Source organism: Pseudomonas sp. Irchel s3f10, assembly GCF_900187515.1.
GTDB lineage: Bacteria > Pseudomonadota > Gammaproteobacteria > Pseudomonadales > Pseudomonadaceae > Aquipseudomonas > Aquipseudomonas tensinigenes.
The window spans coordinates 165,044-190,354 of record NZ_FYDZ01000008.1 but is presented as its reverse complement, the minus strand read 5'-3'; the positions used below and the strand labels follow the sequence as shown (position 1 = coordinate 190,354).

Sequence of the window (25,311 nt, the reverse complement as noted above, 5' to 3'; positions counted from 1 at the left end):
AGCTGACCGGAGCGCAAACGTCATTCACCCGGGCAGCCGCAACCGAGCGCAGGGCGCTGGCGGTACGAAGCTGTGAGAGGGTGTTGAACATGGTTTGTCTCCGATGAGTGGGCCGAGCTTACTAGAGGCCGATGTGGCTCAGCAATCAGAAATTGCTATCGCGTTATCAACAAAATGCCTATTGCCTGATTTGGGCAAGAGTGGTGACACTCAGCGTTTTGCTTGATTGCCAAGGATGAACCGTGTCGACACTGACCATTGCCGCTGCCCAAAGCCTCTCCCTTGCCGGGGACCTCCCCGGCAACATTGCCCGACATTGCCGCTTCATCGAGACAGCAGCGGAGCAGGGTGTTGAGTTACTGGTTTTTCCCGAGTTGTCGCTGACTGGCTATGAAGGAGAAACGGCCGCAGCGTTGGCGATCGAACCGCAAGATGCCGTGTTGCAACCTCTTAGGGATTTGGCCCGAAAGCTTGGGGTAACTGCCGTTGTCGGTATGCCCATCCGGTTGGAGGGCAGTGTTTCGGCGCTGATCGGCGCTCTGGTTCTGGGCGCGGATGGTTCTCTCGGCGTGTACAGCAAGCAGCATTTGCACACGGGCGAGGAACTTGTTTTTGCACCCGGTTTCGGTGGCCCGACGCTGAATATCGACGGGGACGTCGTCGCGTTGGCGGTGTGCGCCGATTTCACGCATGCCAGCCATGCCGCGGCGGCCGCCGATCAGGGCGCTAACCTGTACGCAGCCGGTGTATTGATCAGCGAGAAAGGTTACGCAGTTGATACGGCAATACTTCAGGGCTACGCCCGGCAACACTCGATGGCTGTGCTAGTGGCCAATCACGGTGGGCTGACCGGCGGTTGGCAATCCGCCGGGCGCAGTTGCATCTGGTCTGAAGACGGTTCGCTGATTGTTGCCGCTCCGGGGACGGGCGATCTTCTGGTCGTCGCTCAGCGTAATGAAGGTGTATGGCAGGGACGGGTTGTTCCTGTTACGCAAGCCCGATGACATTCCACCTACGTCTTGCCGCTCCAGAAGACCTGGGATTTGCCCGCGATCTCACCTGTCAGAACATGCTGCGTTACTACATTCACCATGACCTGTTATGGCAAGATGAAGCGTTTGACGTAGCGTGGCCGGGGCGACAGAACTGGCTGATAGTGCGGGGTGAGTTGGCGCTGGGGTTTCTCAGTCTCAGCCGGGATCTGCGTGCACTCTACATTCGGGAATTGCAGATTGCTGAAGCGTTTCAGAGGCAGGGCGCTGGTTCCTGGGCGATTGATCAGGTTATCGACATGGCCATTAAAGAAAGGCGCCGGGCTCTGCGCCTTACCGTGTTCGTAAATAATCCGGCAAGAAACTTGTACGAAAGAAAAGGACTACAGGTTCAGGGTGCGGACGAGTGTTTTCTGCGAATGCAGCTTGATATAAGTACACCTGTGCTCTGAAACCCGCAGCCGGCAAGCCTTCAATGATGAATTGAAACTTTTTAAATGAAGCTTTCCGCTAGGTCTGTGTGGCACTTTTTGCTAAGGTGTCCGGCATCCCAATATGACCATATCGCGAGGTGTCTGCTTGATTAGGGTGCTAGTGGTCGATGACCATGATCTCGTTCGTACAGGCATTACACGTATGCTGGCCGATATCGATGGCTTGCAAGTGGTTGGCCAGGCCGAATCCGGGGAAGAGTCCCTGATCAAGGCCCGAGAGTTGAAGCCCGATGTGGTGCTGATGGACGTCAAGATGCCTGGCATCGGCGGCCTCGAAGCCACGCGCAAACTGTTGCGCAGTCATCCGGATATCAAAGTGGTCGCGGTTACGGTGTGTGAGGAGGATCCTTTTCCGACACGCTTGCTGCAGGCTGGCGCTGCGGGGTATCTGACCAAGGGTGCGGGTTTGCCGGAAATGGTTCAGGCGATTCGCCTGGTGTTTGCCGGACAACGCTATATCAGTCCGCAAATCGCCCAGCAATTGGCGATCAAATCCTTTCAACCGTCCAACGATTCTCCTTTCGATGCCTTGTCCGAGCGCGAAATTCAAATCGCGTTGATGATCGTCGGCTGTCAGAAGGTGCAAATCATTTCCGACAAGTTGTGCCTGTCGCCGAAAACCGTGAACACCTATCGCTACCGTATTTTCGAGAAGCTTTCGATCAGCAGCGACGTCGAGTTGACACTGTTGGCGGTTCGTCACGGCATGGTTGATGCCAGCCTCTGACCATGACTGACACATTCGATTCCGGCGCGTTTCTGTCGACAGTCAGCGGCCGCCCGGGCGTCTATCGCATGTTCGACAGCGATGCACGCCTGTTGTACGTGGGCAAGGCCAAAAATCTGAAAAAACGCCTGGCCAGCTACTTTCGCAAAACCGGTCTGGCGCCTAAAACCGCAGCGTTGGTGGGTCGCATTGCGCAGGTCGAAACGACCATCACCGCCAACGAAACCGAAGCGCTGCTGCTTGAACAAACGCTGATCAAAGAGTGGCGGCCGCCGTACAACATCCTGTTGCGCGACGACAAATCCTATCCCTACGTGTTTCTGTCCGACGGGCAGTTTCCGCGCCTGAGCATTCATCGCGGGGCCAAAAAAGCCAAGGGCAAGTACTTCGGTCCTTATCCGAGCGCCGGCGCCATACGCGAAAGCCTGAGTCTGCTGCAAAAGACCTTTTTCGTTCGCCAGTGTGAAGACAGCTACTACAAGAACCGTACCCGGCCATGTCTGCAGTATCAGATCAAACGCTGCAAAGCGCCTTGCGTCGGGCTGGTCGAGCCTGAGGTCTATGCCGAAGACGTGCGTCACTCGGTCATGTTTCTTGAGGGGCGCAGTCACGCGCTGACCAACGAATTGTCGACGGCGATGGAAGAGGCGGCGATCAACCTTGAGTTCGAGCGAGCTGCCGAGTTGCGCGATCAGATCGCGCTGTTGCGCAGGGTCCAGGATCAACAAAGCATGGAAGGCGGCACGGGAGATATCGACGTCATCGCGGCTTTCGTCAACCCGGGTGGTGCCTGCGTGCATTTGATCAGCGTCCGCGGCGGGCGCGTGCTGGGCAGCAAGAATTTCTTTCCGCAAGTCGGTATCGAAGAGGATGTGTCGGAGGTCATGGCCGCGTTTCTCGGCCAGTACTTCATCAGCAGCCCCGAGCGGGATTTGCCGAGTGAACTGATCGTCAATGTGGTTCACGAAGATTTTCCGACGTTGATCGAGGCGATCCATGAGTTGCGTGGCCGAGAGCTGGCCATCAGTCATCGGGTGCGTGGTACACGTGCGCGCTGGCAGCAACTGGCCGTGACCAACGCAGAGCAGGCATTGGGCGCACGCCTGGCCAACCGTCAACACACGGCAGCGCGGTTTGAGGCATTGGCCGAAGTGTTGAATCTGGATGAGCCGCCGCAGCGTCTGGAGTGCTACGACATCAGTCATTCCAGTGGTGAGGCGACGGTTGCTTCCTGCGTGGTGTTTGGCCCGGAAGGCGCAATCAAGTCGGACTACCGGCGCTACAACATCGAAGGGGTCACGGCGGGTGACGACTATGCCGCCATGCATCAGGCCCTTACACGACGCTTCAGTAAACTCAAGGAGGGCGAGGGCAAGCTGCCGGACATCCTGCTGGTCGACGGTGGCAAGGGTCAGCTGTCGATGGCTCGTGATGTTCTCAATGAACTCGCCGTGCCGGATCTGATCTTGCTGGGTGTCGCCAAGGGGGCCACGCGCAAGGCAGGCTTCGAAACGTTGTATCTAAATGATGCGGCGCATGAGTTCACCTTACGTGGCGATTCGCCGGCGCTGCACCTGATTCAACAAATCCGCGATGAGGCCCACCGTTTTGCAATTACCGGACACCGCGCCCGTCGCGGCAAAACCCGCCGTACGTCAACGCTGGAAGGCGTTGCGGGCGTTGGCCCGACGCGGCGTCGCGACTTGTTGAAACATTTTGGTGGATTGCAGGAGCTGACTCGTGCAAGCATCGAAGAGATCGCCAAAGCCCCGGGGATCAGTAAAAAGCTCGCAGAGTCGATTTATGCAAACCTGCATAGCGAGTAGAATGCCCCTTCACCTCGTAGCCAGTTGTGCCGATGAATATCCCTAATCTGATTACCGTTCTACGCGTTCTGCTCATTCCGATCTTCATTTTGCTGTTCTATCTGCCTTATCAGTGGAGTTACATGGCCTCCGCCTCGGTGTTTGCCTTTGCGGCAGCGACTGATTGGCTGGACGGCTACCTGGCGCGCCGCCTCGAACAAAGCACTCCGTTTGGTGCGTTTCTAGATCCGGTGGCCGACAAACTCATGGTCGCCGTGGCATTGGTGCTGCTGGTGCAGGAGCACGGCAATCTGTGGCTGACTTTGCCTGCGGCCGTCATCATTGGTCGCGAGATCGTCGTTTCGGCACTGCGTGAATGGATGGCCGAACTCGGCGCCCGTGCTCACGTCGCAGTCTCGAACCTGGGCAAATGGAAAACCGCTGCGCAAATGCTGGCACTGGTAATCCTGTTGGCCAATCCAAAGGACTTCAGCTTCTGGGTGATATTGGGTTACGCGTTGTTGATGGTGTCCGCAGGCCTGACTTTATGGTCGATGGTTCAATACCTTCGTGCGGCCTGGCCACATCTGAAAACCGATGTAGAAAAGAAATAAAACTTTTTTGAATCAAAGGGTTGACGGGGCTTCTGAAATCTATAGAATGCGCCACACCAAGCGGGAATAGCTCAGTTGGTAGAGCACGACCTTGCCAAGGTCGGGGTCGCGAGTTCGAGTCTCGTTTCCCGCTCCAGTTTGTACGTGTTTGTTGTTGTGCTACTGACAGCAAATGCTTTGAGGCCGAGTAGCAAAATGGTTATGCAGTGGATTGCAAATCCACCTACGCCGGTTCGATTCCGACCTCGGCCTCCACTATAAACAAGCTCCGTAGATCCATGATTTACGGAGCTTTTTTATTTGCACTGCGCTGCAAGATTTAGTCTTGAAATACGGCCATTGCAAACTTGCTTCGCCGGGAAGTGATGTATATATTTCCCGCTCTGCTGTTCTAGGTTGGATCCTGTCAGGGTCGCGACTGTGCAGCAGGAAGCAGCAACACCGCGCTACCGCCCGAATGGCGAAACTGGTAGACGCATGGGACTTAAAATCCCCCGCTCGTAAGGGCGTGCCGGTTCGATTCCGGCTTCGGGCACCATGAATATCAAAGGCCTGCATGAGTTTTCTCATGCAGGCCTTTTTTTGTGCCTTTTTTATGCAGGGCTAAACGAAAGTCTGCCCGCTAAAACCCCGAGGCAAGCGCTGAAGTCCGGCCATTGCTGTCAACCGCTCGACCCATTCTGTGCGCCAGCTTGCTTCGCCATGCGTGGCTTTGGCCTGGCGGGCCATTCTGCGGGCTGCGTTGCGCTGGTCTTTTCGTGCCTGTTTGAAGGCATCGGTATTACGGCAACTGCGGCATTTCACACGATTGAGCTCTCTGCTTGCCGACAGTTGTTTGCCTTTATGACCACAGGCCAGATGCCCGTCAACGTTGAAATGGATAACCATGAACTGTCTCCTTTGCGACGTGTATTGCTTTTGACAACTCACCTCCTGTGCCGTTCGGCAATGGGGTGCAGGCAAAAAAACACCCGCATGCGGGCGGGTGAGAGGGGTGTTTTTGCAAAGGAGTGGTTTCACTGTAGACGCGCAGATGTGATCGTTATGTGAAAACGCAATCGCGGGGGGGAATAAACATTTCGGACAGGCAAATACGCGGTGACCTGTGTGTCACCGCTTGTGAGGCAAATTCCTGAGACCTTGGCGAAATCGCTGTCATCTGAACCGAGGCAGTGGCCGATCGACAGGCTTGAGCGCCGACAGCGTGTTGCGGATCAGCGGAGCATCCTTCTCTATATCGTTCAGCCGGTCACGGATACGCAGGGCGGTCGGATGCCCGCCTTGGTGGTCGACCCAGTCGGCGATCTCTTTGCAAGCGGCCGCGAGGCGTGCCTGACGGGCGTCGAGCAAGGTGAGGAGGGTGGTGATGGACTCTTTTTCGGACATGGAACACCTCCGTTCTATGAAACCTGAGCTGCAGCAAAAAGCCCGCGTGTTGCGAGCCTTCTACCGTGGGGCGCTGCTCCTTCAGCTGGTTTCAGTATAGACCCGCTTATGATCGGCATCAGCCGGACGATTCGCGGACCGCTTTTGGGGAACTGGCTGCGTTGAGGCGTTTGCATTCACGTCGTGCGTCCTCTTCAACGTCGTAGCCATCGCCGATGAAGCCGTTGGTGCGGTTGTCGCAGATGCGAAACCAACTCAGGGCTTCGGCGGGATCATGCTGGCTGTCTCCGGCGCGTCGACCATGAATAATGATCTTGTTGCAACGCTTCACAACGAAAATGTCTTCCATGGCGTCACCGCAGCTGATTCGTGTCAGATCAACTATAGAAGCCCCCGGCAATCGTGCAAAAAATAGACAGGTCAACTCGTCGGTTGCCGACGCCTTTCTCAGCGTTCCGATCAATCCAGGCGTTGGTCAACGGGCACGAATCTTCGACGCTGGTGAACGGCCGGTTCTGGGCTGTTGCTGGGTGATAAGTTGTCGATCAAGGCGCGGTGGTGATGTCGCTCATGCGTTCAAGAAACATTGCCAAAGCCACTTCTTCGGCGCGCAAGCCTTTGCGCACGCGGGGGCGCGGTAATTCGGCGAGGGTGCCGAGCATGAAATTCTCCACCACCGCCGGGTGGATATAGCACTTGCGACACACCGCCGGGGTGTTACCCAACTGCCTGGAGACATTTTTCACCATCTCCACCACATGCCGTTTGGCCTCGGTCTCGGATTCATGCTTGAGTTCGCGCAATACCGCCAACGCCAGGGCGCTGCCAGCCCAGGTGCGATAGTCCTTGGCGGTGAAGTCGGCACCGGTCAGGGTTTGCAGGTACGCATTGACGTCGGAAGAACTGACGGTGTGCCGCTCACCGTTTTCATCCAGATACTGAAACAGGTTCTGCCCGGGAATCTCCAGACAGCGCTTGATGATGCGCGCCAGCCGTCGATCCTTGACGGTAATCTGGTGTTCGATGCCGCTCTTGCCGCGAAACTGAAACAGAATCGCACTGCCGTTGACTTCGACATGCCGGCTGCGCAGGGTGGTCAGGCCGTAGGAGCGGTTGTCGCGTGCGTATTGCGTATTGCCGACCCGAATCAGCGTGGCGTCGAGCAGGGTGATTACGGTGGCCATGACCTTGTCGCGACTGAAGCCGGGCGCGGCCAACAACGCTTCCAGTTGCTTGCGCAGTTTTGGCAAGGCCAGACCGAACTCGCGCAGCCGCGAATATTTATCGGCATCGCGCACTTCGCGCCAGCGAGCGTGATAACGATATTGCTTGCGGCCACGGGCATCACGGCCGGTGGCTTGCAAATGACCTTGCGGATCGGGGCAGATCCACACATCGATGTAGGCCGGTGGTACCGCGAGAGCATTGATGCGTTTGATTTCGTCGGTGTCGGTGATGCGCTGGCCTGACGGCTCGAAGTAGCAGAACTTGCCGCGCAGTTTCTTGCGGGTGATACCGGGCTGGGTGTCGTCGACGTAATGCAGGTCGGATGGCAGGTCGGCAGTCAGCACGGTGTCGGGCATGGCAGTTTCCTTTAATGGCGCGGCGGTCTGTAAAACGATTGACCGCACGCCGTTGCCGTGGTGCCGAATGATTTAGGCGAGGACCGCGACCGCTTTGATCTGCGCCCATAAATGCTGGCCCGGATGCACGCCCAATTGGTCTCTGGAGTAGCGCGTGATGCGTGCGACCAATGGAGTACCGCCGGCGTCGAGACGAATCAGCACGTGGGCGGCATTGTCTGCTGATTGCTCGCTGACCACGGTGACCGGCAGTCGATTGAGAATGCTGCTGAACTCGCTGTTCTGCAGGCTCAGGCTGATGTCCCGGGCGTGCACTTTGCAGCGTAGGGGCTGACCCAATGCAATTGGCGCGTGGGTGACGCGAATGCTCATCTCGGTGGCCGGCAATTGCAGGCTCAGTAATTGGTAGTCCGCGTCGTAAGCGCTGACCTGGCCTTCAATGATCACGCCAGCGTCATCGCCCATCGCCATCGGCAGGTCGAGACGCGCGAGAGTTTCACCGATCGGGCCGCTGGCCAGCGCCTTACCTTCGCTGAGCAACACCAGATGGTCAGCCAGCCGCGCGACTTCGTCCTGCGCATGGCTGACGTACAACACTGGAATGTCCAGCTCGTCATGCAACCGTTGCAGGTACGGCAGGATTTCACTTTTGCGCTGGCTGTCGAGAGCGGCCAGTGGCTCGTCCATCAACAGCAGTTTCGGGCTGGTCAGCAACGCACGGGCGATACCGACCCTCTGGCGTTCGCCTCCCGACAAATGCTGCGGATGACGTTCGAGCAAATGACCGATACCCAAGAGTTCAGTGGCCTGCGCCATGTCTACCCGACGTTGGGATCGGGCGATACGCTTGAGGCCGAATTGCAGATTGGCCAGCACTGACAGGTGGGGGAACAGGCTGGCTTCTTGAAACACATAGCCGAGCGCACGCTTGTGTGGCGGGACGAAAATGCCGTTGTCGCTGTCCTGCCAGACTTCGTCGTTGATCTGCACGAAGCCATGTTCAGCGCGTTCAAGCCCGGCGATACAGCGCAGACAGGTGGTTTTGCCCGAGCCGGAATGCCCGTAAAGCGCGGTCACGCCACGGCCGGGCAAGTTCAGGTCGACATCGAGGCCGAAGTCCGCATAGACCCGTTTCAGACGTACAACAATCATTGGTCAGCTCCAACCTGCGCGGGTCTTGCGGCTGGAGTACAGCGCCAGCAACACCAGAAACGAGAACACCAGCATCGCCCCGGCCAGCCAATGAGCCTGTGCGTATTCCATTGCTTCGACGTGGTCGTAGATTTGCACGGAAACCACGCGGGTCTTGTCGGGAATGTTGCCGCCAATCATCAGCACCACGCCGAATTCACCGACGGTATGCGCGAAACCGAGAATCGCCGCAGTGATAAAGCCGGGGCGCGCCAGCGGCACAATCACGCTGAAAAAAGTGTCCCACGGATTGGCGCGCAAGGTCGCGGCGACTTCCAGTGGGCGGGTGCCGATCGCCGAGAACGCGTTTTGCAACGGTTGCACCACGAACGGCATGGAATAGATCACCGAACCGATCACCAGGCCCGTGAAACTGAAGGTCAGGGTGCCCAGACCCAGCCATTGGGTGAATTGGCCGAGAAAACCGTGCGGCCCCATCATCAACAATAGATAGAAACCGATCACGGTCGGTGGCAGCACGAGGGGCAGGGCAACGATCGCCCCGATCGGGCCGCGCAACCACGAGCGGGTACGCGACAACCACAGGGCAATCGGTGTGCCGACAACCAGCAGAATCGCGGTGGTCAGGGACGCCAGTTGCAGGGTCAGCCAGATCGCCGCGAAATCGGCACTCGTCAGCGACATTTACAGCTGGTATCCGTAGGACTTGATCACCGCAGCGGCTTTCGGGCCTTTGAGGTATTCAACCAGCGCCTTGGCGGCGGCATTGTCTTTGCCTTTGTTGAGAATGACGGCGTCTTGTTTGATCGGCTCGTGCATGCTGGCAGGGACGATCCATGCCGAACCGCTCCTGACTTTGCCGTCCTTGTAGATCTGGGACAGGGCCACGAAGCCCAGTTCGGCGTTTCCGGTGGAGACGAATTGGTAAGCCTGGGTGATGTTCTGACCTTCAACGATCTTGGCTTTGGTCGCCTCGGTCAGTTTGAGTTTTTCCAGCACTTGCGTGGCGGCCAGGCCATAGGGTGCGGCTTTCGGATTGGCGATGGACAGGTGCTGGTACTCGTTCTTTTTCAGCACCTCGCCTTTGTCATCTACATAACCCTCTTTCGCCGACCACAACGCAAGTGTGCCGACGGCGTAGGTGAAGCGCGAGCCCTTGACGGTGTCGCCTTCTTTCTCGAGTTTTTCCGGGGTGGTGTCGTCAGCGGAGAGGAACACTTCGAACGGCGCGCCGTTTTTGATCTGGGTGTAGAACTGTCCGGTGGCGCCGTAGGCTGCAACCAGTTTGTGCCCGGTGTCTTTTTCGAAATCGGCGGCGATGGCCTGGATCGGCGCGGTGAAGTTGGCCGCAACCGCTACCTGAACTTCATCAGCCTGAACAGCGCCGACGGCGAAGACCGCGAGCAAGGAGGCCACGCAGGCAGGGGCAAAACGTGGGGCACGAATGGTCATGTAACAGCTCCGTTATTGGCGAGTGCAGAGCGCAGCTATTGTTGGAAGTGGACTGCGCCCATGCAGGGGGGGTAATTCGCTATATAGCGGAATATATAGCGAAATGCCGCCAAACAGGAAGTGTTGGTTGAAAACCGTGTGAGGACGCCTGAATCCTCACACTGCGCAGCTCAATGACCAGTAAGTTTTGCCAGTGCACCTTCAGCCAGTTGTCGGGTCAGTTCAGCGCTGCCCATGTCTTTGCCCAGGGTGAATGCCTGACCGGCCCAGAGGTTGGCAAACTCTGCCTCGTTGATTGCCCGCAATGGCATCAGCGCCCCACCGGCCAAGGGAAACGCCGGTGCTTTCGAAGACATCGGCCCCAGCTCACGCATGACGCGGTTGAGAATGCCCCGCGCCGGCCGCCCGGTGAAAATATTGGTGACCGCCGTTTCGCTTTCCTTGGCGGTGCGCAGTGCCTTGTGGTGAGAAGCGCTGACTTTCGCTTCTGGCGTGAACAGGTAGGCAGTGCCAACCTGTGCCGCTGAGGCCCCCAACAGGAACGCCGCCGCCACGCCGCGTGCATCGGCAATAGCCCCGGCGGCAATCACCGGCACTGTCACCGCATCGACTATCTGAGGCACCAAGGCAAACGTGCCGACCTGACTGCTCAGGTCATCACTGAGAAACATGCCGCGATGGCCGCCGGCCTCGTAACCCATGGCGATAATCGCGTCGCAGCCGTGCTGTTCCAGCCAGATCGCTTCATCGACAGTGGTGGCCGAGGAGAGAATTTTTGCTCCGGTTGCCTTGACCCGATCGAGCAGGGATTTCTCTGGCAGACCGAAATGGAAACTCACCACCTGCGGCCGAAATTCTTCCAGCACCTCACAGGCTGCCGCATCGAACGGCGCGCGGTTCGACACCGGCGTCGGCGCAGCGAAATCGGCACCCAGTTCACGGTAATAAGGCTCCAGCAGATGCTTCCAGTCACGTGCACGTTGTTCATCGGCTGTCGGTGGCTGATGGCAGAAGAAGTTCACGTTGAAGGGCTTGTTGGTGTGTTGGCGAATGGTTTTCAGCTCTTCGCGCAATTGCTCGATGCTCAGCATCGCCGCCGGCATCGACCCCAGACCACCGGCATTGCACACGGCGATGACCATGGACGAATTCGTCGCACCGGCCATCGGGCCCTGGATGATTGGCAGTTCAATGCCGAGCAGATCAAGTATGCGGGTGTCTGGCCATTGGCTCATGAAAGCTGTTCTCCGAACGAGGTAGCGGGCAGGGACGGCAGAACCGGTTTTTAACAGCAAAAGCGGATCCGCAGCCAGTTCGAAATTCAGAACAACCCGTGCAGTTTTTCAGCGTCGATGAAGTCCGCCACCACCTCCACCTCCACCACCACCGCCAAACGAGCGATTCATCAATTGTGAGGAGTTGTGAAAGTTGTTGGTGCGCTGGTTGCCGAAGTTGCGTGCGGCGGACTCACGGTTGAGGTTCTGCAACTGGGCATTGTTATTGACCGGTGCAGTCCGGGTCGCGCCACCCTTGACCATTGGTTGCCAGCCGTTATCGGTTTTTTTGTACACGTTGCCATCGTGACCCGCGTAAACGTTGTCACCCACGCGTGCGGCGCCGCCATTGCGCCCGCGAACGCCACCATACTGTGTGGTGTTGCCAGTGTCGGGGTTGTACACGGCGCCACGATTGGCCGTGACCTGCGTACCGCTGCGCGCATTGCCGGCGGTGACGCGTTCGCCGGCAATGGCGCCACCGTTCGGTCCGACGGCCACGCCGCTGCGCCCAGCCGCGTAATTTCCGGTGTAGACGTTATGCACGGCACCGCGTTGACCGGCAGCCGCGACGCCAGTGCGTGAGTTATAGGAAGAACCAACCTGACCGGCCCAGCGATTGCCGGTCCAGGCGTTGTAGCCAGCGCCATAGCGGCTGACCGTGGCCCGATCACCCCATTGGTGATAGATGTTGCCGGTAGTGCCCGCCCAGCCACCGGGACCCCAGGCCACCGCGCCACCGCGATACCCGTAAGCGGCGCCGCCCCAGGCCAACGGCGCTGGGTACAGGTGCGGGCCCCAGGCGTATCCCCAGCCGTAATTGCCCCACCACGGGTAGGCGCCCCAGCCCCAACCCATGGCGACAGTGCTGCCGCCCCAGCTCCAGCCAAAACCGAAACCGAAGGTCCAGCCCGTCCACGGTGTATAGCGAATGGCGACGCCAAACCCATAAGTCACCGGCGGGCCATACCAGACGCTGCCCACCCAGGGTGTGTAGGGATAACCGGTGCCATAGACCACGACGCCCGTGGCCGGATCAAGATTCGAACCCTGATAACCGGGCGTGTAGCCGACTACCACGGTATCGCCGCTGGACTCGTAGACTTTGACGTAGGTGAGGTAGTGCATGGGCGAGCTCGGCGGGATCGAATAGATCACTGCCGGCACGGAACTGGCGACAAGCCAAGGGCCGCTCACGCTGGTGGCGGTGAACCAGATACCGTTTTCCACGGCGTACCAACTGTTGTTGTCGACGCGGATGATGGGCGTTGCGCTGTTGACCACGTATTGCAACGTCGTGCTGTTGATGGCTTTGAGTTGCGGCTCGCCATCGAACTGTGGTGCGGTCATTTTTACCGCGCTTTTCTTGATCGCCGAGGTCTGTGGAATGGTCGCGGCGATAGCTGCTTCTTTGGCTTGCGGCGTGCCGGCTACCGACGCCTTGATGTTTTCTTTCGGGCTATCGTCGGGGATGTTGGCGAAATCTGCCGGCAGTTTGTCTGCCGGGGTAAACGTCCACGGGCCATTCATGTCAGTGGCGCGAAACCAGCGGCCGGAGATCAGCACATAGCTGTTCTGGTCACCGATCTCCTTGAAGATGTGCCCGGTGGTATTGGTGACATACAGCAAGCCTGTGCCTTGAATCGGTGACCACTGCGCTGCGCCATCGGTGACCAGCAATTCGGTGGGAGTGGTGGCGATGAAAATTTTCGGTTGTGGCGGTTTGGCCAGGCTGGGGACCTTGTCTTTCGGGTCGCTTTGCCCGGTCAGCAGATCCACTTGCCGGCTCTGAATGGCGGCCTGTTTGGCTTTCGCCAGATCCGCCGGCGGTGTGGCCAGACGCGTATAGGCGCCATTGAGCCGATCGGCGACCATCCAGCCATCGAAGACGTGCAGGTAATGTTTGCCCTGCGCGTCTTTCAACAACAGCGGGCGAGTGTTGATCACCCGTTGCAGCGTCGTGCCGTCTACCGGCCGGTAGGCCGCGTCGCCATCGATATAGACGAGCAGGGCGGGGACGTCGGAGCTGATGATCGTCGGTGGTGTGTTTTCCAGCGGCGCGCTGTCAGCTTTCTGCTCGGCTGACAGTACGCCAACGGCCGCTTCGAGTTGATCCAGCGAGATGGTTTTCTTGCGGTTTTCGGCGTCTTTCTGCAAAGCCGCGAGCCACGTGGTGGCTTGACTGGCATCAGCCGGGAAATCGGCCTTGATGATTTTGTACTGATCCAGCGCGACCCAGCGCGTGGCCTTGTCGACCAGCGTATGCGCACTGAATTGCACAATGCCAAAGGTGGATTTGCCATCCGCACCGGTGGCTTCAACGGCTGCGCGGGCATTGAGGGTGTAGCCGTCCCAACTGTCGAGTTGCGGCTGATATACGGTCAGTTTCGCTTTGCCGCTGCTGATGACTTGTGGCCAGGTTGGCTCGATCGGGGTCTCGGTGGCCGGTGCCGCCGAGGCGCTGCCGAACGCCAGCAGAAAGAGCATCAACAGCACGAAGCACGAGCGCGGGTAAGACATTGTCAGCTCCATCGACAGGCCTATTTCTAAAGGAATAACGGCAAAAGCACGACCGTCGAAAAAGCATAGCCGCCCGCCATGGAAATACCCGGCGGATTCGGCGATTGGCGCAAAGTCGAATGTGGCAGGGTGTTGCGATGTGGTATTTCAAGGCACGACATTTTGAAAACAGTCATGCGAGGCAGTCATGTTCAACGCCATTGTGATCGACAAAGACGACAGCGGTTATCGCGCCAACCTGCAACAGGTCAACGAAGAGCAATTGCCCGAAGGCGATGTCACCGTCGCTGTTGCGTACAGCACGCTTAACTTCAAGGATGGTCTGGCGATTACCGGCAGCAGTCCGGTGGTGCGCAAATTTCCAATGGTGCCGGGGATCGACCTGGCGGGCACCGTGGAAGCCAGTTCCCACCCCGACTATAAGGTGGGTGATCAGGTGCTGCTGAATGGCTGGGGCGTTGGCGAAAATCACTGGGGAGGTCTGGCGCAGAAGGCGCGGCTCAATGGCGATTGGCTGATTCCGTTGCCCAAAGCCTTTACAGCGGCGCAAGCCATGGCCATCGGCACGGCCGGTTTTACGGCGATGCTGTGCATTCTCGCGCTTGAGCGTAATGGCGTGACGCCAGAGCAGGGTGAGGTCCTGGTGACGGGCGCCAATGGTGGTGTCGGCAGTTTTGCCATCGCGCTGCTGAGCAAGCTTGGCTATCGTGTCGTCGCGTCGACTGGCCGGGTTTCCGAGCATGAATATTTGCAGCAGTTGGGCGCCGGTGAAATCATCGACCGCGCCACGTTGTCAGCGCCCGGCAAGCCGCTGGCCAAAGAGCGTTGGGCAGCGGTGATCGATTCGGTGGGCAGTCATACACTGGCCAATGCTTGCGCGAGCACCCGCTCCGAAGGCACCGTCGCCGCCTGTGGTCTGGCCCAAGGTATGGATTTCCCGGCCTCGGTGGCGCCGTTCATTTTGCGCGGTGTGACGCTGGCCGGCATCAACAGCGTGACCCAGCCCAAGGCCCGCCGCCTGGAAGCTTGGGATCGTTTGGCGAGGGATCTGGATTTCTCGTTGCTGGCCTTGATCAGCCATGAAATCGGCTTGAGTGAAGCCATCGATGCGGCGCCAGAATTGCTCGCCGGGCAGCTTCGTGGGCGGGTTGTGGTGGACGTCAATCGCTGACAGTCGCCGACGGCGCGGGACAGCCTCTCAGGACGTCGTCTCGCGCTCCAGCAACTGACGCTTGCGCTCGACACCCCAGCGATAACCGGAAAGATTGCCATCGCTGCGCACCACGCGGTGGCAAGGGATCGCCACGGCCAGGCGGTTGGCTCCGCAAGCCTGGGCCACCGCGCGCATGGATGTCGGTGCGCCGATGCGCTGGGCAATTTCGGCGTAGCTGGCGGTGCTGCCCAACGGAATCTCCCGCAGCGCTTGCCAGACACGTTCCTGAAACGCTGTCCCACGCACGTCCAGTGGCAGGTCCAGGCCAATGGCCGGCGCTTCGATAAAACCCACGACTTTGGCGATCAACTGTTCAAACCCGCTGTCTGCGCCAATCAGGTTGGCTTTACGAAACTGATCCTGCAGGTCGCACACCAGTTGATGCGGGTCGTCACCCAACAGAATTGCGCACACCCCACGCTCGCTTTGCGCCACCAGAATCGCGCCGAGCGAGCATTGGCCGACGGCAAAATGAATGTCGTTGTTCTTTCCGGCAGCGCGATAGTCACCGGGTTTCATCCCCAGCAAGTGATTGGCTGATTCATAGAAACGACTGTTGGAGTTGAAACCTGCTTCATACAGGGCGTCCGTCACTGAACTGCCGTCCGCGAGATGCTCACGCACTCTGCGCGAACGATGGGCCGCCGCGTAGGCTCTGGGTGTGAGGCCGGTGGCGGCTTTGAACACCCGATGAAAGTGAAACGGGCTCAAACCGGCCGTCTCTGCCAGCTCGCTCAGGGCGGGCGGATTCTCGGCCGTTTCGATTTGCCGGCAAGCTGTGGCGACGGTCGTGGCATGCTGCGCGGCGACATCACTTTGATCCTTGCTTGCACGTTTGCTAGGCCGATACCCCGCTGCTTCGGCCTGTTGGGCGGTGTCGAAAAACTCGACATTTTGCGGTTTCGGCAGGCGTGCCAGGCTGCTCGGGCGGCAGTAGATGCCAGTGGTTTTCACCGCGTAGACAAACTGCCCGTCCGCCTGCGGATCGCGCGCAATCACGGCGGCCCAGCGAGGATCATGTTCGGTGTTGAGCGGGGTCGAAAGCGTTTTCATGATGAGTGATCCGTTGACCTGTTTGATTCAGGTTAACCAGCCTCGCCTGGCACAACACTCCGGGCCTTGCGGTCAAACTTTTCGAGCTCAGCGAGCAACCCGAAACGTCAGGTTGATCCGCTGTTCACCCAAGCGTGGATGCTGACCTTGTTTGATCGGCAATACGCCGTGGTAGCGCAATCGGTCAACGCCGCCCCAGACCACCAAGTCACCGTGCAGCAGGGGGATTCGTCGGGTCTTGTCGCTGCGCGCAAAACCACCGAACAGAAACATGGCCGGCAATCCGAGTGACAGGGAAACGATCGGCGCGGCGTAGTCCTTTTCGTCTTTATCCTGATGCAATGACATTTTTGCGCCAGGGACATAGCGATTGATCAGACAGGAATCTGCAGTGAAATCAGAAAAACCAGCTCGCTCGGCAGCCGAATGCGCCAGAGCAGCGAACGATGTTGGCATCTGCGGCCAAGGCTGCCCGTTGAGCGGATCGACAGCCGAATAACGATAGCCGCTGCGATCGGTAATCCAGCCCCAGTCACCGCAACTGCTGGTGCCGACTGACATGCTGAAGCCGCCAGGCGTCACCATGTGACGCAAGGGCGATGCGGCGAGAACGACGTCCAGTGCCGGCAGCAACTGATCGACAATCGGCAGGGCGAAGCCGCGCAATAACCAGGATTGCTCGCCAATCTGTTCGGCTCGGGCTTGTTGTTCGGGTTCGTGGTCAGCGAACAGGTCGAATGTTGTTGAAAACATAGCCATCAGGTTGCGTCGTGAAAGATGATGCCTAGGGTATGCCTTTTTCCACTGTGCAGGCGACTGACGCCATGACGCATGGTCACTCGATAGTCGCCGCGCCCGCCTTTGACCGGGCGTTGATTCACGGCAAAAATCAGTGCGTCGCCTTGTTTCAGGTCTTGCACCAATGGGCGCGATTGCATGCGCGGGCGTTGTTCGGTGAGCACGAATTCGCCACCGGTAAAATCCTTGCCCGGTTCTGACAGAAGAATCGCCACTTGCAAGGGAAATACCAATTCGCCGTACAAGTCCTGGTGCAGACAGTTGTAATCCTGCGGGCCGTACTGCAATAGAAGCGGAGTAGGGCGCGTCTGGCCGGCGGCATGGCAGTGTTGCAGGAACTCGCTGTGGGTCTCGGGAAAGCGCTTTGCCAGGTTCATGCGTTCGAACCAGCGGTTTGCCAGCGGCACCAGATGAGGGTAAAGCGCAGTGCGCAGGCGTTCTACGGTTGAGGGAAGCGGATAGCGGAAATACTTGTACTCGCCACGACCGAAACCGTGACGCGCCATGATGACCTGCGAGCGAAACGGTTCGGCTTGCGGATAGAGCGCGATTATCCGCTCGCAGCTTTTTGACGACAGCAGTGAGCGGATAATCGCGCAACCATCGTGATCCATTTGCTGCTCCAGACTTGCCCAGTCGAGCAACTCCAGCCGGGAGGGTGACATTGACATGCTGACGCCTTGACTCATGGTCGAGGCGGTCAGTTTAGGCAGGGCCTTGCGGCAGAACACTCCGCCGCTTGCGGTCGAATTCGTGGTTGCGCCTTACAGTGCTTTGCTGACGCTGATTTCGCTGATCACGTCGTCGCTCTGACCGTGAATCGCGTCCAGGGCAACTTTGGCCTCTTCTTCGGTGCCGTTTTCGAGCTGCGCGAACTCAAAGCGGCGTTCACCGTTGAGTTTGTACTTGATGACGTATTTGGTCGTTTGGGCCACGGTCATGCTTTCCTTTCTGGTTGGATGGCGCGTCTCAGCTGAGTTTGGTGCTGGAGCGACGGATGATCTTGATCGAATGGGTCAGCGTCGGCTTGCGGGTCACGCTGATCGCACGGCGATTGACGGTGTCGATGGTGATGTTCCAGAAACCAGTGCTCGGCGCGGTGATACGGGCCGGAAACGTGTCGAAGGCGCCGCCGTGATAGGTGTGACGGCCGCCATTCTTGAAGCTGCGGAAGTTGGCGTCGTTCATCAGACGGATGTTGCACATTTGCGAGCATTGGATGACGACGATGTCGTCTTCGTTGAGGTGCTCGCGCTGGTGAATGAATTTCATGGGCGCCTCCAGAAGGGCTTTTTCTACAAAATCAAAACGATAGCTTGTAATTGCGCGCAGTTTATCAGCCTGCACGGGTTATTATCTGGCCGTCGGGCGTTGGTTTGACAATTTTGAACAGATATTCGCGATCGGATGCGAGTTAAATGCAGAAGGCCCTGGAGAAAAACGGCATTTGTGCTGTCGGACGGTCTTTAACGGAGGAATTGTATGAAGTGGGGTGTGGTGTGTCTGCCGTTGGTTCTGGCTGTGGGTGGTTGTGCGAGTGTTTCCGAAATCAATGAAACGCTGCCGACCGTGAGCGTAATCTCCGGCAAGAAACCCCATGAATATGCTCAATGCCTGGCCGAGAAGCTGGCGGATAGCCGCGGCGCGCTGCAAATGCAGCCACACAAGGACGGTGTTCGGGTCATCGTCCCGGGGAAATTTTCCACCGGCGCGGCAGCGGTATTTGATATTGAAGATCGCTCCGGCGGCAGCAGCATCAAGCTGCATGAGCGCATGTCGAATGTGCCAGTGCGTCCGCGTGACGTGCGAAACGCTGCCAATGCATGTATTTCCGGCTGATAGACTGACAGTCATCAGCACCGATGCCGTCGCAGTCATGCTGTGACGGCATTTTCATTTATGGAGCCGCGATGAAGCGAGAGCAAGTACGGGAACGCCACGTAGAGGGGCTGATCTCTGCCACCCACGTCATCCAGAACCCGGCGAATCCGGGAGAATGGATTGTGTTTTTCAAGAAAAGCGCTGGCCGCAGTTATTTCCTGGTGGACGATAACGACGAGGTCGAGTCTTTCAATCGACTCGACGATCTGATCGAGGTGGTGCGCGGACTCGGAATCAAGTTCGCCGAAATTCATATGTAAGGTCTATTTGCAGACCACGACGACGCTGCGGTTTTTGTAGTTGCCGACATCGACGCCGAGGGTCTTGTCGCTTTCTTTGGGCGCAGGCGTGCCGTTAGTGCCAACGATGCGATAGCCAGTGCCCGCGCAAGAGGCATCGGCTTTTTCATAGCAGGTCGCCCAGGAGTTGGCTTCGCCGGAGCAATCGATGGACAGCCCCTGTTCACCGTTATTCAGGTAGGTAGGTTGGGAGGTGGCGCAGCCGGCCAGAGCCAATACCGCAATCAGGGGCAGCCATTTTTTCAAGGTCATGTTCGTGGTCTTCAGCAAGGGGGACTAGACGCTCTGACAGCGCCGCTGTGAAAAGGTTATAGCGTTTGGCCACTTGTTTGTAGGTGGGCACAAAAAAGCCCTGCTCAAAGGCAGGGCTTGGGGCGTATCGCAGCAGATCAGTCCTGATCTTTGCCGCGGCGCTTGGCCGATGCCGGAGTGTCGGTGAACACTGCCGCTACATCCGTCGCCATTTGTTCGCTGTCGAAAGGCCCGGCGATGTGTTCGCCATTGGTGGTGGTCAGCGTCCACTTGCCGTCTTTCTTGTCGATCACATACCCGTTGACAATTTTTACCGCAGCCATCTATTTGTCTCGTTCGCTGGTTCAAAGGCGCCATGATACCGGCAAATGCTGGCATTGGGGGGCGATGAGCGTATGGTAATCCGGATTGTCGACAGCTTTGAGCTACGCTGATCTGGCTGCGCCAGGATGTCGATGGAACTATCGGCGAGAATATTTCTCTATGTTGGCATCGGTTAGCCAGTGCGGGGCATTGTAAGGTGCACGCCGCCTGATTAGACTGCGCCGAAACTCGTACACACAGCCCTTTCAAGGACTTATATGATCAAGAAATGCTTGTTCCCAGCAGCCGGTTACGGTACTCGCTTCCTGCCAGCGACTAAAGCCATGCCTAAAGAAATGCTGCCGGTGGTAAACAAGCCACTGATCCAGTACGGCGTTGAAGAAGCTCTGGACGCTGGCCTGACGGAAATCTCCATCGTCACCGGTCGTGGCAAGCGTGCTCTGGAAGACCACTTCGACATCAGCTACGAGCTGGAAAACCAGATCAAAGGCACCGACAAAGAGAAATACCTGGTCGGCATCCGCAAACTGCTCGACGAGTGCTCGTTCTCCTATACTCGCCAGACCGAAATGAAAGGTCTGGGCCACGCGATCCTGACCGGTCGCCCGCTGATCGGTGACGAACCGTTCGCCGTGGTCCTGGCGGACGACCTGTGCGTCAACCTCGACGGCGACGGCGTACTGACCCAGATGGTCAAACTGTACAAGCAGTTCCGCTGCTCGATCATCGCCATCCAGGAAGTCGATCCGCAGGAAACCAGCAAGTACGGCGTTATCGCTGGCGAGATGATCCGCGATGACATCTACCGCGTTCACAGCATGGTCGAGAAACCAAAACCGGAAGACGCGCCATCGAACCTGGCGATCATCGGCCGTTACATCCTGACCCCGGACATCTTCGACCTGATCGAACAAACCGAGCCAGGCAAGGGCGGTGAAATCCAGATCACCGACGCCCTGATGAAACAAGCCCAGAACGGCTGCGTCATGGCCTACAAGTTCAAAGGCAAGCGTTTCGACTGCGGTGGCGCTGAAGGCTACATCGAAGCGACCAACTTCTGCTTCGAGAACTTCTACAAGACTGGCAAGGCTTATTAAGAGCGCTTGATTGGTTTGCAATAAAAACCCGCTTCGGCGGGTTTTTTCATTTTACGCCCCCATATGACTGGCAGTGCTTGCCCAATAGGTGTCTGCAGGTATGCTGATCCCCTGCCGAGGAGATAGAAATGGCCTACGATTTTGACCTTTATGTAATTGGTGCCGGTTCCGGCGGCGTGCGTGCTGCGCGTTTTGCGGCTGGTTTCGGTGCGAAAGTGGCGGTGGCGGAGAGCCGTTATCTGGGCGGGACCTGTGTCAACGTTGGCTGTGTGCCGAAAAAGTTGCTGGTGTACGGCGCGCATTTCGCCGAAGACTTCGAGCAGGCGTCCGGTTTCGGCTGGAGCCTGGGCGAAGCGAATTTCGATTGGGCGACGCTGATCGCCAACAAGGATCGCGAGATCAATCGCCTCAACGGCATTTACCGCAATCTGCTGGTCAACAGCGGCGTGACCTTGCACGAGGCGCACGCGAAGATCGTTGGCCCGCATGAGGTTGAGGTGAATGGCGAGCGCTTTACCGCGAATAACATTCTGATCGCCACCGGTGGCTGGCCGCAGATTCCGGAGATTCCGGGGCGCGAACACGCGATCGGTTCCAATGAAGCGTTCTTCCTAAAAGAGCTGCCAAAGCGTGTGCTGGTAGTGGGCGGCGGTTATATCGCGGTCGAGTTTGCCGGGATTTTCCATGGTCTTGGCGCGAACACCACGCTGCTGTATCGCGGCGATCTGTTCCTGCGCGGTTTCGATGGTTCGGTGCGCAAGCATTTGCAGGAGGAACTGACCAAGCGCGGTCTGGATCTGCAGTTCAATGCCGACATCGCACGTATCGACAAGCAGGCTGACGGCAGTTTGAAAGCCACGCTTAAAGATGGTCGTGAGCTGGAGGCGGATTGCATTTTCTACGCCACGGGTCGGCGTCCGATGCTGGACAATCTGGGCCTGGAAAACACCGATGTGCAACTCACCGACAAAGGCTTCATCAAAGTCGATGAGCAGTACCAGACCAGCGAGCCGTCAATTCTGGCGCTGGGCGATGTCATCGGTCGTGTGCAACTGACGCCGGTGGCTTTGGCTGAGGGCATGGCGGTAGCGCGGCGTCTGTTCAAGCCAGAGCAATACCGTCCGGTGGATTACAAGATGATCCCGACGGCGGTGTTCAGCCTGCCGAACATTGGCACGGTCGGTTTGACCGAAGAAGAAGCGCGGGAAGCTGGCCACGATGTAGTGATCTTCGAAAGCCGTTTCCGGCCTATGAAGCTGACCCTGACCGAGTGCCAGGAAAAGACGCTGATGAAGCTCGTAGTCGACGGCAAGACTGACAAAGTCCTCGGCTGCCACATGGTCGGCCCGGACGCAGGCGAGATCGTTCAGGGGTTGGCGATTGCGTTGAAGGCTGGCGCGACCAAGCGCGACTTCGACGACACGATCGGGGTGCACCCGACGGCCGCCGAAGAGTTTGTCACCATGCGTACGCCGGTCGGCGCTTAGGCGTCTTTCGGTTTGGCTGAGTCTGGCGCTGCCGCAACGGTAGCCGCCAGACGCTGGCTTTCTTCCAGGCTTGCGTGAGCCTTGTTCAATTCCTTTTCCAGTGACTGGTTGAGCAGCGTCTGCTCCTCGACGTTCTGTTTGAGCGTCTGGCTTTCCAGTGTCGCAACGCGCAGGCGTTCCTGGAGGAGGGTGCGCTCGCTGTCGACGCGGGTCGCTTGCTCGAGCAGTTGATCCTGACGCTGATTGCTCTGCTTGAGCTGATCCTGCATCAGGCTCAGTTCGCGCTGCGTGCCACGGTTTTCCGTGAGCAGGCGTTCGTTGTCGCGGTGCAGTTGCGTGATCTCGTCCTGGCGGACCAGCGCACTTTGCTGCGCCTGACGCAACTCGGCCTGAATCTGCTGCATCTGTGCTTCGTGACGGCTCTGTTCCTGCTCGCGCTGCTCTTTGCTGGCGTTGCGATAGTGCTCTAGTGCGTCACGGGCGTGCAGGTGTTTTTCTTCCAGCGAGCGGATCTGCTCGTCCTTGTCCTGCAGGCGCAATTCAAAGTCGGCCAATGCCTGATTCAGCCCGGCATTGCGGGTTTGCTCGGTTTGCAGCATCGATCGGGTGTTGTTCAGGGCTTCGGACTCGCGCTCCAGCGCTGCGCCTTGAATGTCGTGCGCCTGTTCGAGCTTTTCCAGTGCCTGACGAGTCTGTTTCAGCTCCGACTCCAGCGCTTCGCGCTGTTCCTCGAACTGCTCACGGGCCTGCTCGATAGGCTCTTGCGCCTGTTCTTTGAGGCGCTGGGCGAGGCGCGAGACGAGGGCGGTCAGCTCGTCATCGATGGGTTCCGCCGAAGCTTCTACGGGCTGAGCACCGTCATCCAGCTCTTTCAAATAGCGATGGATCGTGGTTTTCGAGCCGGTGTTGCCCATTTCAATGCGTACTGCATCGATGCTCGGGTGTTCGCCACGGGCGAGGATCGCTGTGCGCGCGATCTGCACCAGTGCTTTGGTAATGCCGCCACGGGCCATGTGAACTCCTACGGTTACGTACTGTGGTACATGCCACTAAAGTACGCAGTGTACCATTCAGAAAATAAAGGTAAACCTTTGATAATAAAGACACGGGATATACTGGTATTACCCAGTGTCAGGCGGCAAAATGCGCTTCTGCATCCCTGTCTCAGTACGCCAGCGAGAAAACAGCCCATGAGCGATCTGGATCGCTATCTGCAAGCCGCCACCCGTGACAACACTCGCCGCAGCTATCGCGCGGCCATCGAGCATTTCGAAGTGAAGTGGGGCGGGTTCTTGCCGGCAACCGCAGACAGCGTTGCGCGGTATTTGGTGGCGCACGCTGAGGAGTTGTCGATCAATACGTTGAAGCTGCGTCTGTCGGCGCTGGCGCAGTGGCACAACAGCCAAGGGTTCGCCGATCCGACGAAGGCGCCGGTGGTGCGCAAGGTATTCAAAGGCATTCGCGCGTTGCACCCGGCGCAGGAGAAACAGGCCGAGCCGTTGCAGCTGCAGGATCTGCAGCGTGTCATCGACTGGCTTGAGCATGAAGTACAAACCGCGCGAGAACAGCAGGACCGCCCGCTACTACTCAAGGCTTACCGCGATCGTGCCTTGATTCTGCTGGGATTCTGGCGTGGCTTCCGCAGCGATGAGCTGTGCCGTTTGCAGATCGAGCATGTGCAGGCGCATGCCGGCAAGGGCATCACCCTGTATCTGTCACGCAGCAAGGGCGATCGGGAAAACCTCGGGCAGACCTATCAAGCGCCGGCGCTGCTCAAGCTGTGCCCGGTGCAGGCCTATATCGACTGGATCACCGAAGCGGCACTGGTGCGTGGCCCGGTTTTTCGCAGTATCGACCGCTGGGGCAATCTGAACGAAGAGGGCCTGCATGCCAACAGCATCATTCCTCTACTGCGTCAGGCATTGCAGCGCGCCGGCATTGCCGCCGAAAACTACACCAGCCACTCCCTGCGCCGTGGCTTCGCTACGTGGGCACACCAAAGTGGCTGGGATCTGAAATCCCTGATGAGTTACGTCGGCTGGAAGGATATGAAGTCCGCCATGCGCTATGTTGAAGCCAGCCCATTCCAAGGGATGGCTCGGATTACGGATAACCCGGCTTCGTCGTAGATATCGTTTTCTTCTATTAATACAGTCGGCTAATAGCGAAAACAAATCAGCAGCATCAGGTTTGCCAATGAGCCATCCGTCGAGTGAGTGGGTAGGATTCACCCATCAACTTCATAACCCCTGACGGAGAGTCATCAATGCCTATCATCAACAGCCAAGTAAAACCGTTCAAAGCTACCGCGTTCAAAAACGGCGACTTCGTTCAAGTCTCGGACGCTGACCTGAAAGGCAAGTGGTCGGTCGTGTTCTTCTACCCAGCCGACTTCACCTTCGTTTGCCCAACCGAGCTGGAAGACCTGGCTGACAACTACGCTGCCTTCCAGAAACTCGGCGTAGAGATCTACAGCGTTTCCACCGACACCCACTTTGCCCACGCTGCCTGGCACAACACTTCGCCAGCCATCGGCAAAATCGAATACACCATGATCGGCGACCCGACCCACGCCATCTCCCGCAACTTCGACGTGCTGATCGAAGAAGTTGGCCTGGCTGACCGTGGCACCTTCGTGATCAACCCTGAAGGCCAGATCAAAATCGTTGAACTGAACGATGGCGGCGTAGGCCGTGACGCTTCCGAGCTGCTGCGCAAGATCAAGGCTGCTCAGTACGTCGCTGCTCACCCAGGCGAAGTTTGCCCAGCCAAGTGGAAAGAAGGCGAGGCCACTCTGGCACCGTCCCTGGACCTGGTCGGCAAGATCTAAGTCTGTGACACGCAACTCAGGGCGGTACGCCGCACCTTCTTAAGTACGCTGCACCGCCCAATAAAAATGCCCGGGCGA

29 protein-coding genes and 3 tRNA genes are annotated in these 25,311 nt (G+C 58.1%); 15 read left to right on the top strand and 17 right to left on the bottom strand.

The window, feature by feature from the left end; all coding sequences use genetic code 11:
* The first annotated feature begins 242 nt into the window (after nt 1-242).
* From CKW17_RS18640 to CKW17_RS18605, 8 genes are all read left to right on the top strand, one after another.
* Nucleotides 243-1,004, top strand: a complete 762-nt coding sequence (locus CKW17_RS18640) for a carbon-nitrogen hydrolase family protein (RefSeq protein ID WP_095120950.1) — start codon at nt 243-245, stop codon at nt 1,002-1,004.
* Entirely contained in the window at nt 1,001-1,444 is a 444-nt protein-coding gene (locus tag CKW17_RS18635) for an N-acetyltransferase (protein WP_095120949.1), read from the top strand. The genes CKW17_RS18640 and CKW17_RS18635 overlap by 4 nt, the downstream gene beginning before the upstream one ends.
* A gap of 127 nt (nt 1,445-1,571) precedes the next feature.
* A complete protein-coding gene (gene uvrY, locus CKW17_RS18630) occupies nt 1,572-2,213 on the top strand; it encodes a UvrY/SirA/GacA family response regulator transcription factor (protein ID WP_016984198.1) in 642 nt (213 codons plus the stop codon).
* Nucleotides 2,214-2,215: 2 nt separating this feature from the next.
* The gene (gene uvrC, locus CKW17_RS18625) at nt 2,216-4,039 is read left to right on the top strand and encodes an excinuclease ABC subunit UvrC (RefSeq protein WP_095120948.1); all 1,824 of its coding nucleotides are present in this window, start codon (nt 2,216-2,218) and stop codon (nt 4,037-4,039) included.
* Between the two features lie 32 nt (nt 4,040-4,071).
* On the top strand, nt 4,072-4,632 hold the full coding sequence (gene pgsA, locus CKW17_RS18620; protein WP_007950102.1) for a CDP-diacylglycerol--glycerol-3-phosphate 3-phosphatidyltransferase: 561 nt from the start codon (nt 4,072-4,074) through the stop codon (nt 4,630-4,632).
* Between the two features lie 60 nt (nt 4,633-4,692).
* Nucleotides 4,693-4,768: transfer RNA gene (locus CKW17_RS18615), tRNA-Gly, on the top strand.
* 45 nt (nt 4,769-4,813) lie between these two features.
* Nucleotides 4,814-4,887: transfer RNA gene (locus CKW17_RS18610), tRNA-Cys, on the top strand.
* 196 nt (nt 4,888-5,083) lie between these two features.
* Nucleotides 5,084-5,170, top strand: a tRNA-Leu gene (locus CKW17_RS18605).
* Between the two features lie 65 nt (nt 5,171-5,235).
* Here CKW17_RS18605 and CKW17_RS30600 read toward each other — a convergent pair.
* The 9 genes from CKW17_RS30600 to CKW17_RS18560 all read right to left on the bottom strand — a co-directional run bounded on the left by CKW17_RS30600 (nt 5,236) and on the right by CKW17_RS18560 (nt 13,999).
* Entirely contained in the window at nt 5,236-5,520 is a 285-nt protein-coding gene (locus tag CKW17_RS30600; protein WP_095120947.1) for a hypothetical protein, read from the bottom strand.
* A 267-nt stretch (nt 5,521-5,787) separates the two neighbouring features.
* Complete coding sequence (locus tag CKW17_RS18595) at nt 5,788-6,018, bottom strand: hypothetical protein (protein WP_008082703.1); 231 nt, start codon at nt 6,016-6,018, stop codon at nt 5,788-5,790.
* Between the two features lie 118 nt (nt 6,019-6,136).
* Nucleotides 6,137-6,367: a hypothetical protein gene (locus CKW17_RS18590; protein ID WP_095120946.1), complete on the bottom strand. Its 231-nt coding sequence runs from the start codon at nt 6,365-6,367 to the stop codon at nt 6,137-6,139.
* Between the two features lie 196 nt (nt 6,368-6,563).
* Entirely contained in the window at nt 6,564-7,601 is a 1,038-nt protein-coding gene (locus CKW17_RS18585) for a DNA topoisomerase IB (RefSeq protein ID WP_095120945.1), read from the bottom strand.
* Between the two features lie 72 nt (nt 7,602-7,673).
* Entirely contained in the window at nt 7,674-8,753 is a 1,080-nt protein-coding gene (gene modC, locus CKW17_RS18580) for a molybdenum ABC transporter ATP-binding protein (protein WP_095120944.1), read from the bottom strand.
* Nucleotides 8,754-8,756: 3 nt separating this feature from the next.
* The gene (modB, locus tag CKW17_RS18575; protein WP_095120943.1) at nt 8,757-9,437 is read right to left on the bottom strand and encodes a molybdate ABC transporter permease subunit; all 681 of its coding nucleotides are present in this window, start codon (nt 9,435-9,437) and stop codon (nt 8,757-8,759) included.
* On the bottom strand, nt 9,438-10,205 hold the full coding sequence (gene modA, locus CKW17_RS18570) for a molybdate ABC transporter substrate-binding protein (RefSeq protein ID WP_095120942.1): 768 nt from the start codon (nt 10,203-10,205) through the stop codon (nt 9,438-9,440).
* A gap of 170 nt (nt 10,206-10,375) precedes the next feature.
* Nucleotides 10,376-11,440, bottom strand: a complete 1,065-nt coding sequence (locus CKW17_RS18565) for a nitronate monooxygenase family protein (RefSeq protein ID WP_095120941.1) — start codon at nt 11,438-11,440, stop codon at nt 10,376-10,378.
* Nucleotides 11,441-11,548: 108 nt separating this feature from the next.
* Nucleotides 11,549-13,999 carry an autotransporter gene (locus CKW17_RS18560; protein ID WP_095120940.1) on the bottom strand — a complete coding sequence of 817 codons (2,451 nt, stop codon included), beginning with the start codon at nt 13,997-13,999 and terminating at the stop codon, nt 11,549-11,551.
* Between the two features lie 187 nt (nt 14,000-14,186).
* On the opposite strand from CKW17_RS18560, the gene CKW17_RS18555 reads away from it, so the two are divergent.
* Complete coding sequence (locus CKW17_RS18555) at nt 14,187-15,170, top strand: MDR family oxidoreductase (protein ID WP_095120939.1); 984 nt, start codon at nt 14,187-14,189, stop codon at nt 15,168-15,170.
* Between the two features lie 27 nt (nt 15,171-15,197).
* Here CKW17_RS18555 and ada read toward each other — a convergent pair whose 3' ends face one another.
* The 5 genes from ada to CKW17_RS18530 form a co-directional block, all read right to left on the bottom strand.
* Nucleotides 15,198-16,265 carry a bifunctional DNA-binding transcriptional regulator/O6-methylguanine-DNA methyltransferase Ada gene (ada, locus tag CKW17_RS18550; protein WP_095120938.1) on the bottom strand — a complete coding sequence of 356 codons (1,068 nt, stop codon included), beginning with the start codon at nt 16,263-16,265 and terminating at the stop codon, nt 15,198-15,200.
* A gap of 87 nt (nt 16,266-16,352) precedes the next feature.
* Nucleotides 16,353-17,018 (bottom strand): DNA oxidative demethylase AlkB, encoded by a 666-nt coding sequence (alkB, locus tag CKW17_RS18545; RefSeq protein WP_095121022.1) that lies wholly within the window; start codon nt 17,016-17,018, stop codon nt 16,353-16,355.
* A 5-nt stretch (nt 17,019-17,023) separates the two neighbouring features.
* Entirely contained in the window at nt 17,024-17,734 is a 711-nt protein-coding gene (locus CKW17_RS18540; RefSeq protein ID WP_095121021.1) for a 2OG-Fe(II) oxygenase, read from the bottom strand.
* A 93-nt stretch (nt 17,735-17,827) separates the two neighbouring features.
* The gene (locus tag CKW17_RS30405) at nt 17,828-18,004 is read right to left on the bottom strand and encodes a hypothetical protein (protein ID WP_095120937.1); all 177 of its coding nucleotides are present in this window, start codon (nt 18,002-18,004) and stop codon (nt 17,828-17,830) included.
* Between the two features lie 28 nt (nt 18,005-18,032).
* Nucleotides 18,033-18,335 (bottom strand): DUF1883 domain-containing protein, encoded by a 303-nt coding sequence (locus CKW17_RS18530; RefSeq protein ID WP_007912251.1) that lies wholly within the window; start codon nt 18,333-18,335, stop codon nt 18,033-18,035.
* Between the two features lie 210 nt (nt 18,336-18,545).
* Between CKW17_RS18530 and CKW17_RS18525 the strand changes: the two genes are divergently transcribed.
* Together CKW17_RS18525 and CKW17_RS18520 are read left to right on the top strand one after the other, a co-directional pair.
* Nucleotides 18,546-18,902: a hypothetical protein gene (locus CKW17_RS18525; RefSeq protein ID WP_095120936.1), complete on the top strand. Its 357-nt coding sequence runs from the start codon at nt 18,546-18,548 to the stop codon at nt 18,900-18,902.
* A gap of 71 nt (nt 18,903-18,973) precedes the next feature.
* Nucleotides 18,974-19,204 carry a hypothetical protein gene (locus CKW17_RS18520; protein ID WP_008082673.1) on the top strand — a complete coding sequence of 77 codons (231 nt, stop codon included), beginning with the start codon at nt 18,974-18,976 and terminating at the stop codon, nt 19,202-19,204.
* 3 nt (nt 19,205-19,207) lie between these two features.
* On the opposite strand, the gene CKW17_RS18515 is transcribed toward CKW17_RS18520, so the two are convergent.
* Both CKW17_RS18515 and CKW17_RS18510 read right to left on the bottom strand, forming a co-directional pair.
* On the bottom strand, nt 19,208-19,495 hold the full coding sequence (locus CKW17_RS18515) for a hypothetical protein (protein WP_095120935.1): 288 nt from the start codon (nt 19,493-19,495) through the stop codon (nt 19,208-19,210).
* Between the two features lie 137 nt (nt 19,496-19,632).
* Nucleotides 19,633-19,818: a hypothetical protein gene (locus CKW17_RS18510; protein ID WP_090283267.1), complete on the bottom strand. Its 186-nt coding sequence runs from the start codon at nt 19,816-19,818 to the stop codon at nt 19,633-19,635.
* Nucleotides 19,819-20,076: 258 nt separating this feature from the next.
* On the opposite strand from CKW17_RS18510, the gene galU reads away from it, so the two are divergent.
* Nucleotides 20,077-20,916, top strand: a complete 840-nt coding sequence (gene galU, locus CKW17_RS18505) for a UTP--glucose-1-phosphate uridylyltransferase GalU (protein ID WP_053120371.1) — start codon at nt 20,077-20,079, stop codon at nt 20,914-20,916.
* Between the two features lie 128 nt (nt 20,917-21,044).
* Nucleotides 21,045-22,403: a glutathione-disulfide reductase gene (gene gorA, locus CKW17_RS18500; RefSeq protein WP_095120934.1), complete on the top strand. Its 1,359-nt coding sequence runs from the start codon at nt 21,045-21,047 to the stop codon at nt 22,401-22,403.
* Here the strand turns inward: gorA and CKW17_RS18495 are convergent.
* Nucleotides 22,400-23,416 carry a DNA-binding protein gene (locus tag CKW17_RS18495; protein ID WP_095120933.1) on the bottom strand — a complete coding sequence of 339 codons (1,017 nt, stop codon included), beginning with the start codon at nt 23,414-23,416 and terminating at the stop codon, nt 22,400-22,402. The genes gorA and CKW17_RS18495 overlap by 4 nt on opposite strands.
* Nucleotides 23,417-23,593: 177 nt before the next feature.
* Here CKW17_RS18495 and CKW17_RS18490 point away from each other — a divergent pair, with 177 nt between their 5' ends.
* Nucleotides 23,594-24,532, top strand: a complete 939-nt coding sequence (locus CKW17_RS18490; RefSeq protein WP_095120932.1) for a site-specific integrase — start codon at nt 23,594-23,596, stop codon at nt 24,530-24,532.
* A 137-nt stretch (nt 24,533-24,669) separates the two neighbouring features.
* A complete protein-coding gene (ahpC, locus tag CKW17_RS18485) occupies nt 24,670-25,233 on the top strand; it encodes an alkyl hydroperoxide reductase subunit C (RefSeq protein ID WP_007912224.1) in 564 nt (187 codons plus the stop codon).
* Nucleotides 25,234-25,311 lie beyond the last annotated feature (78 nt).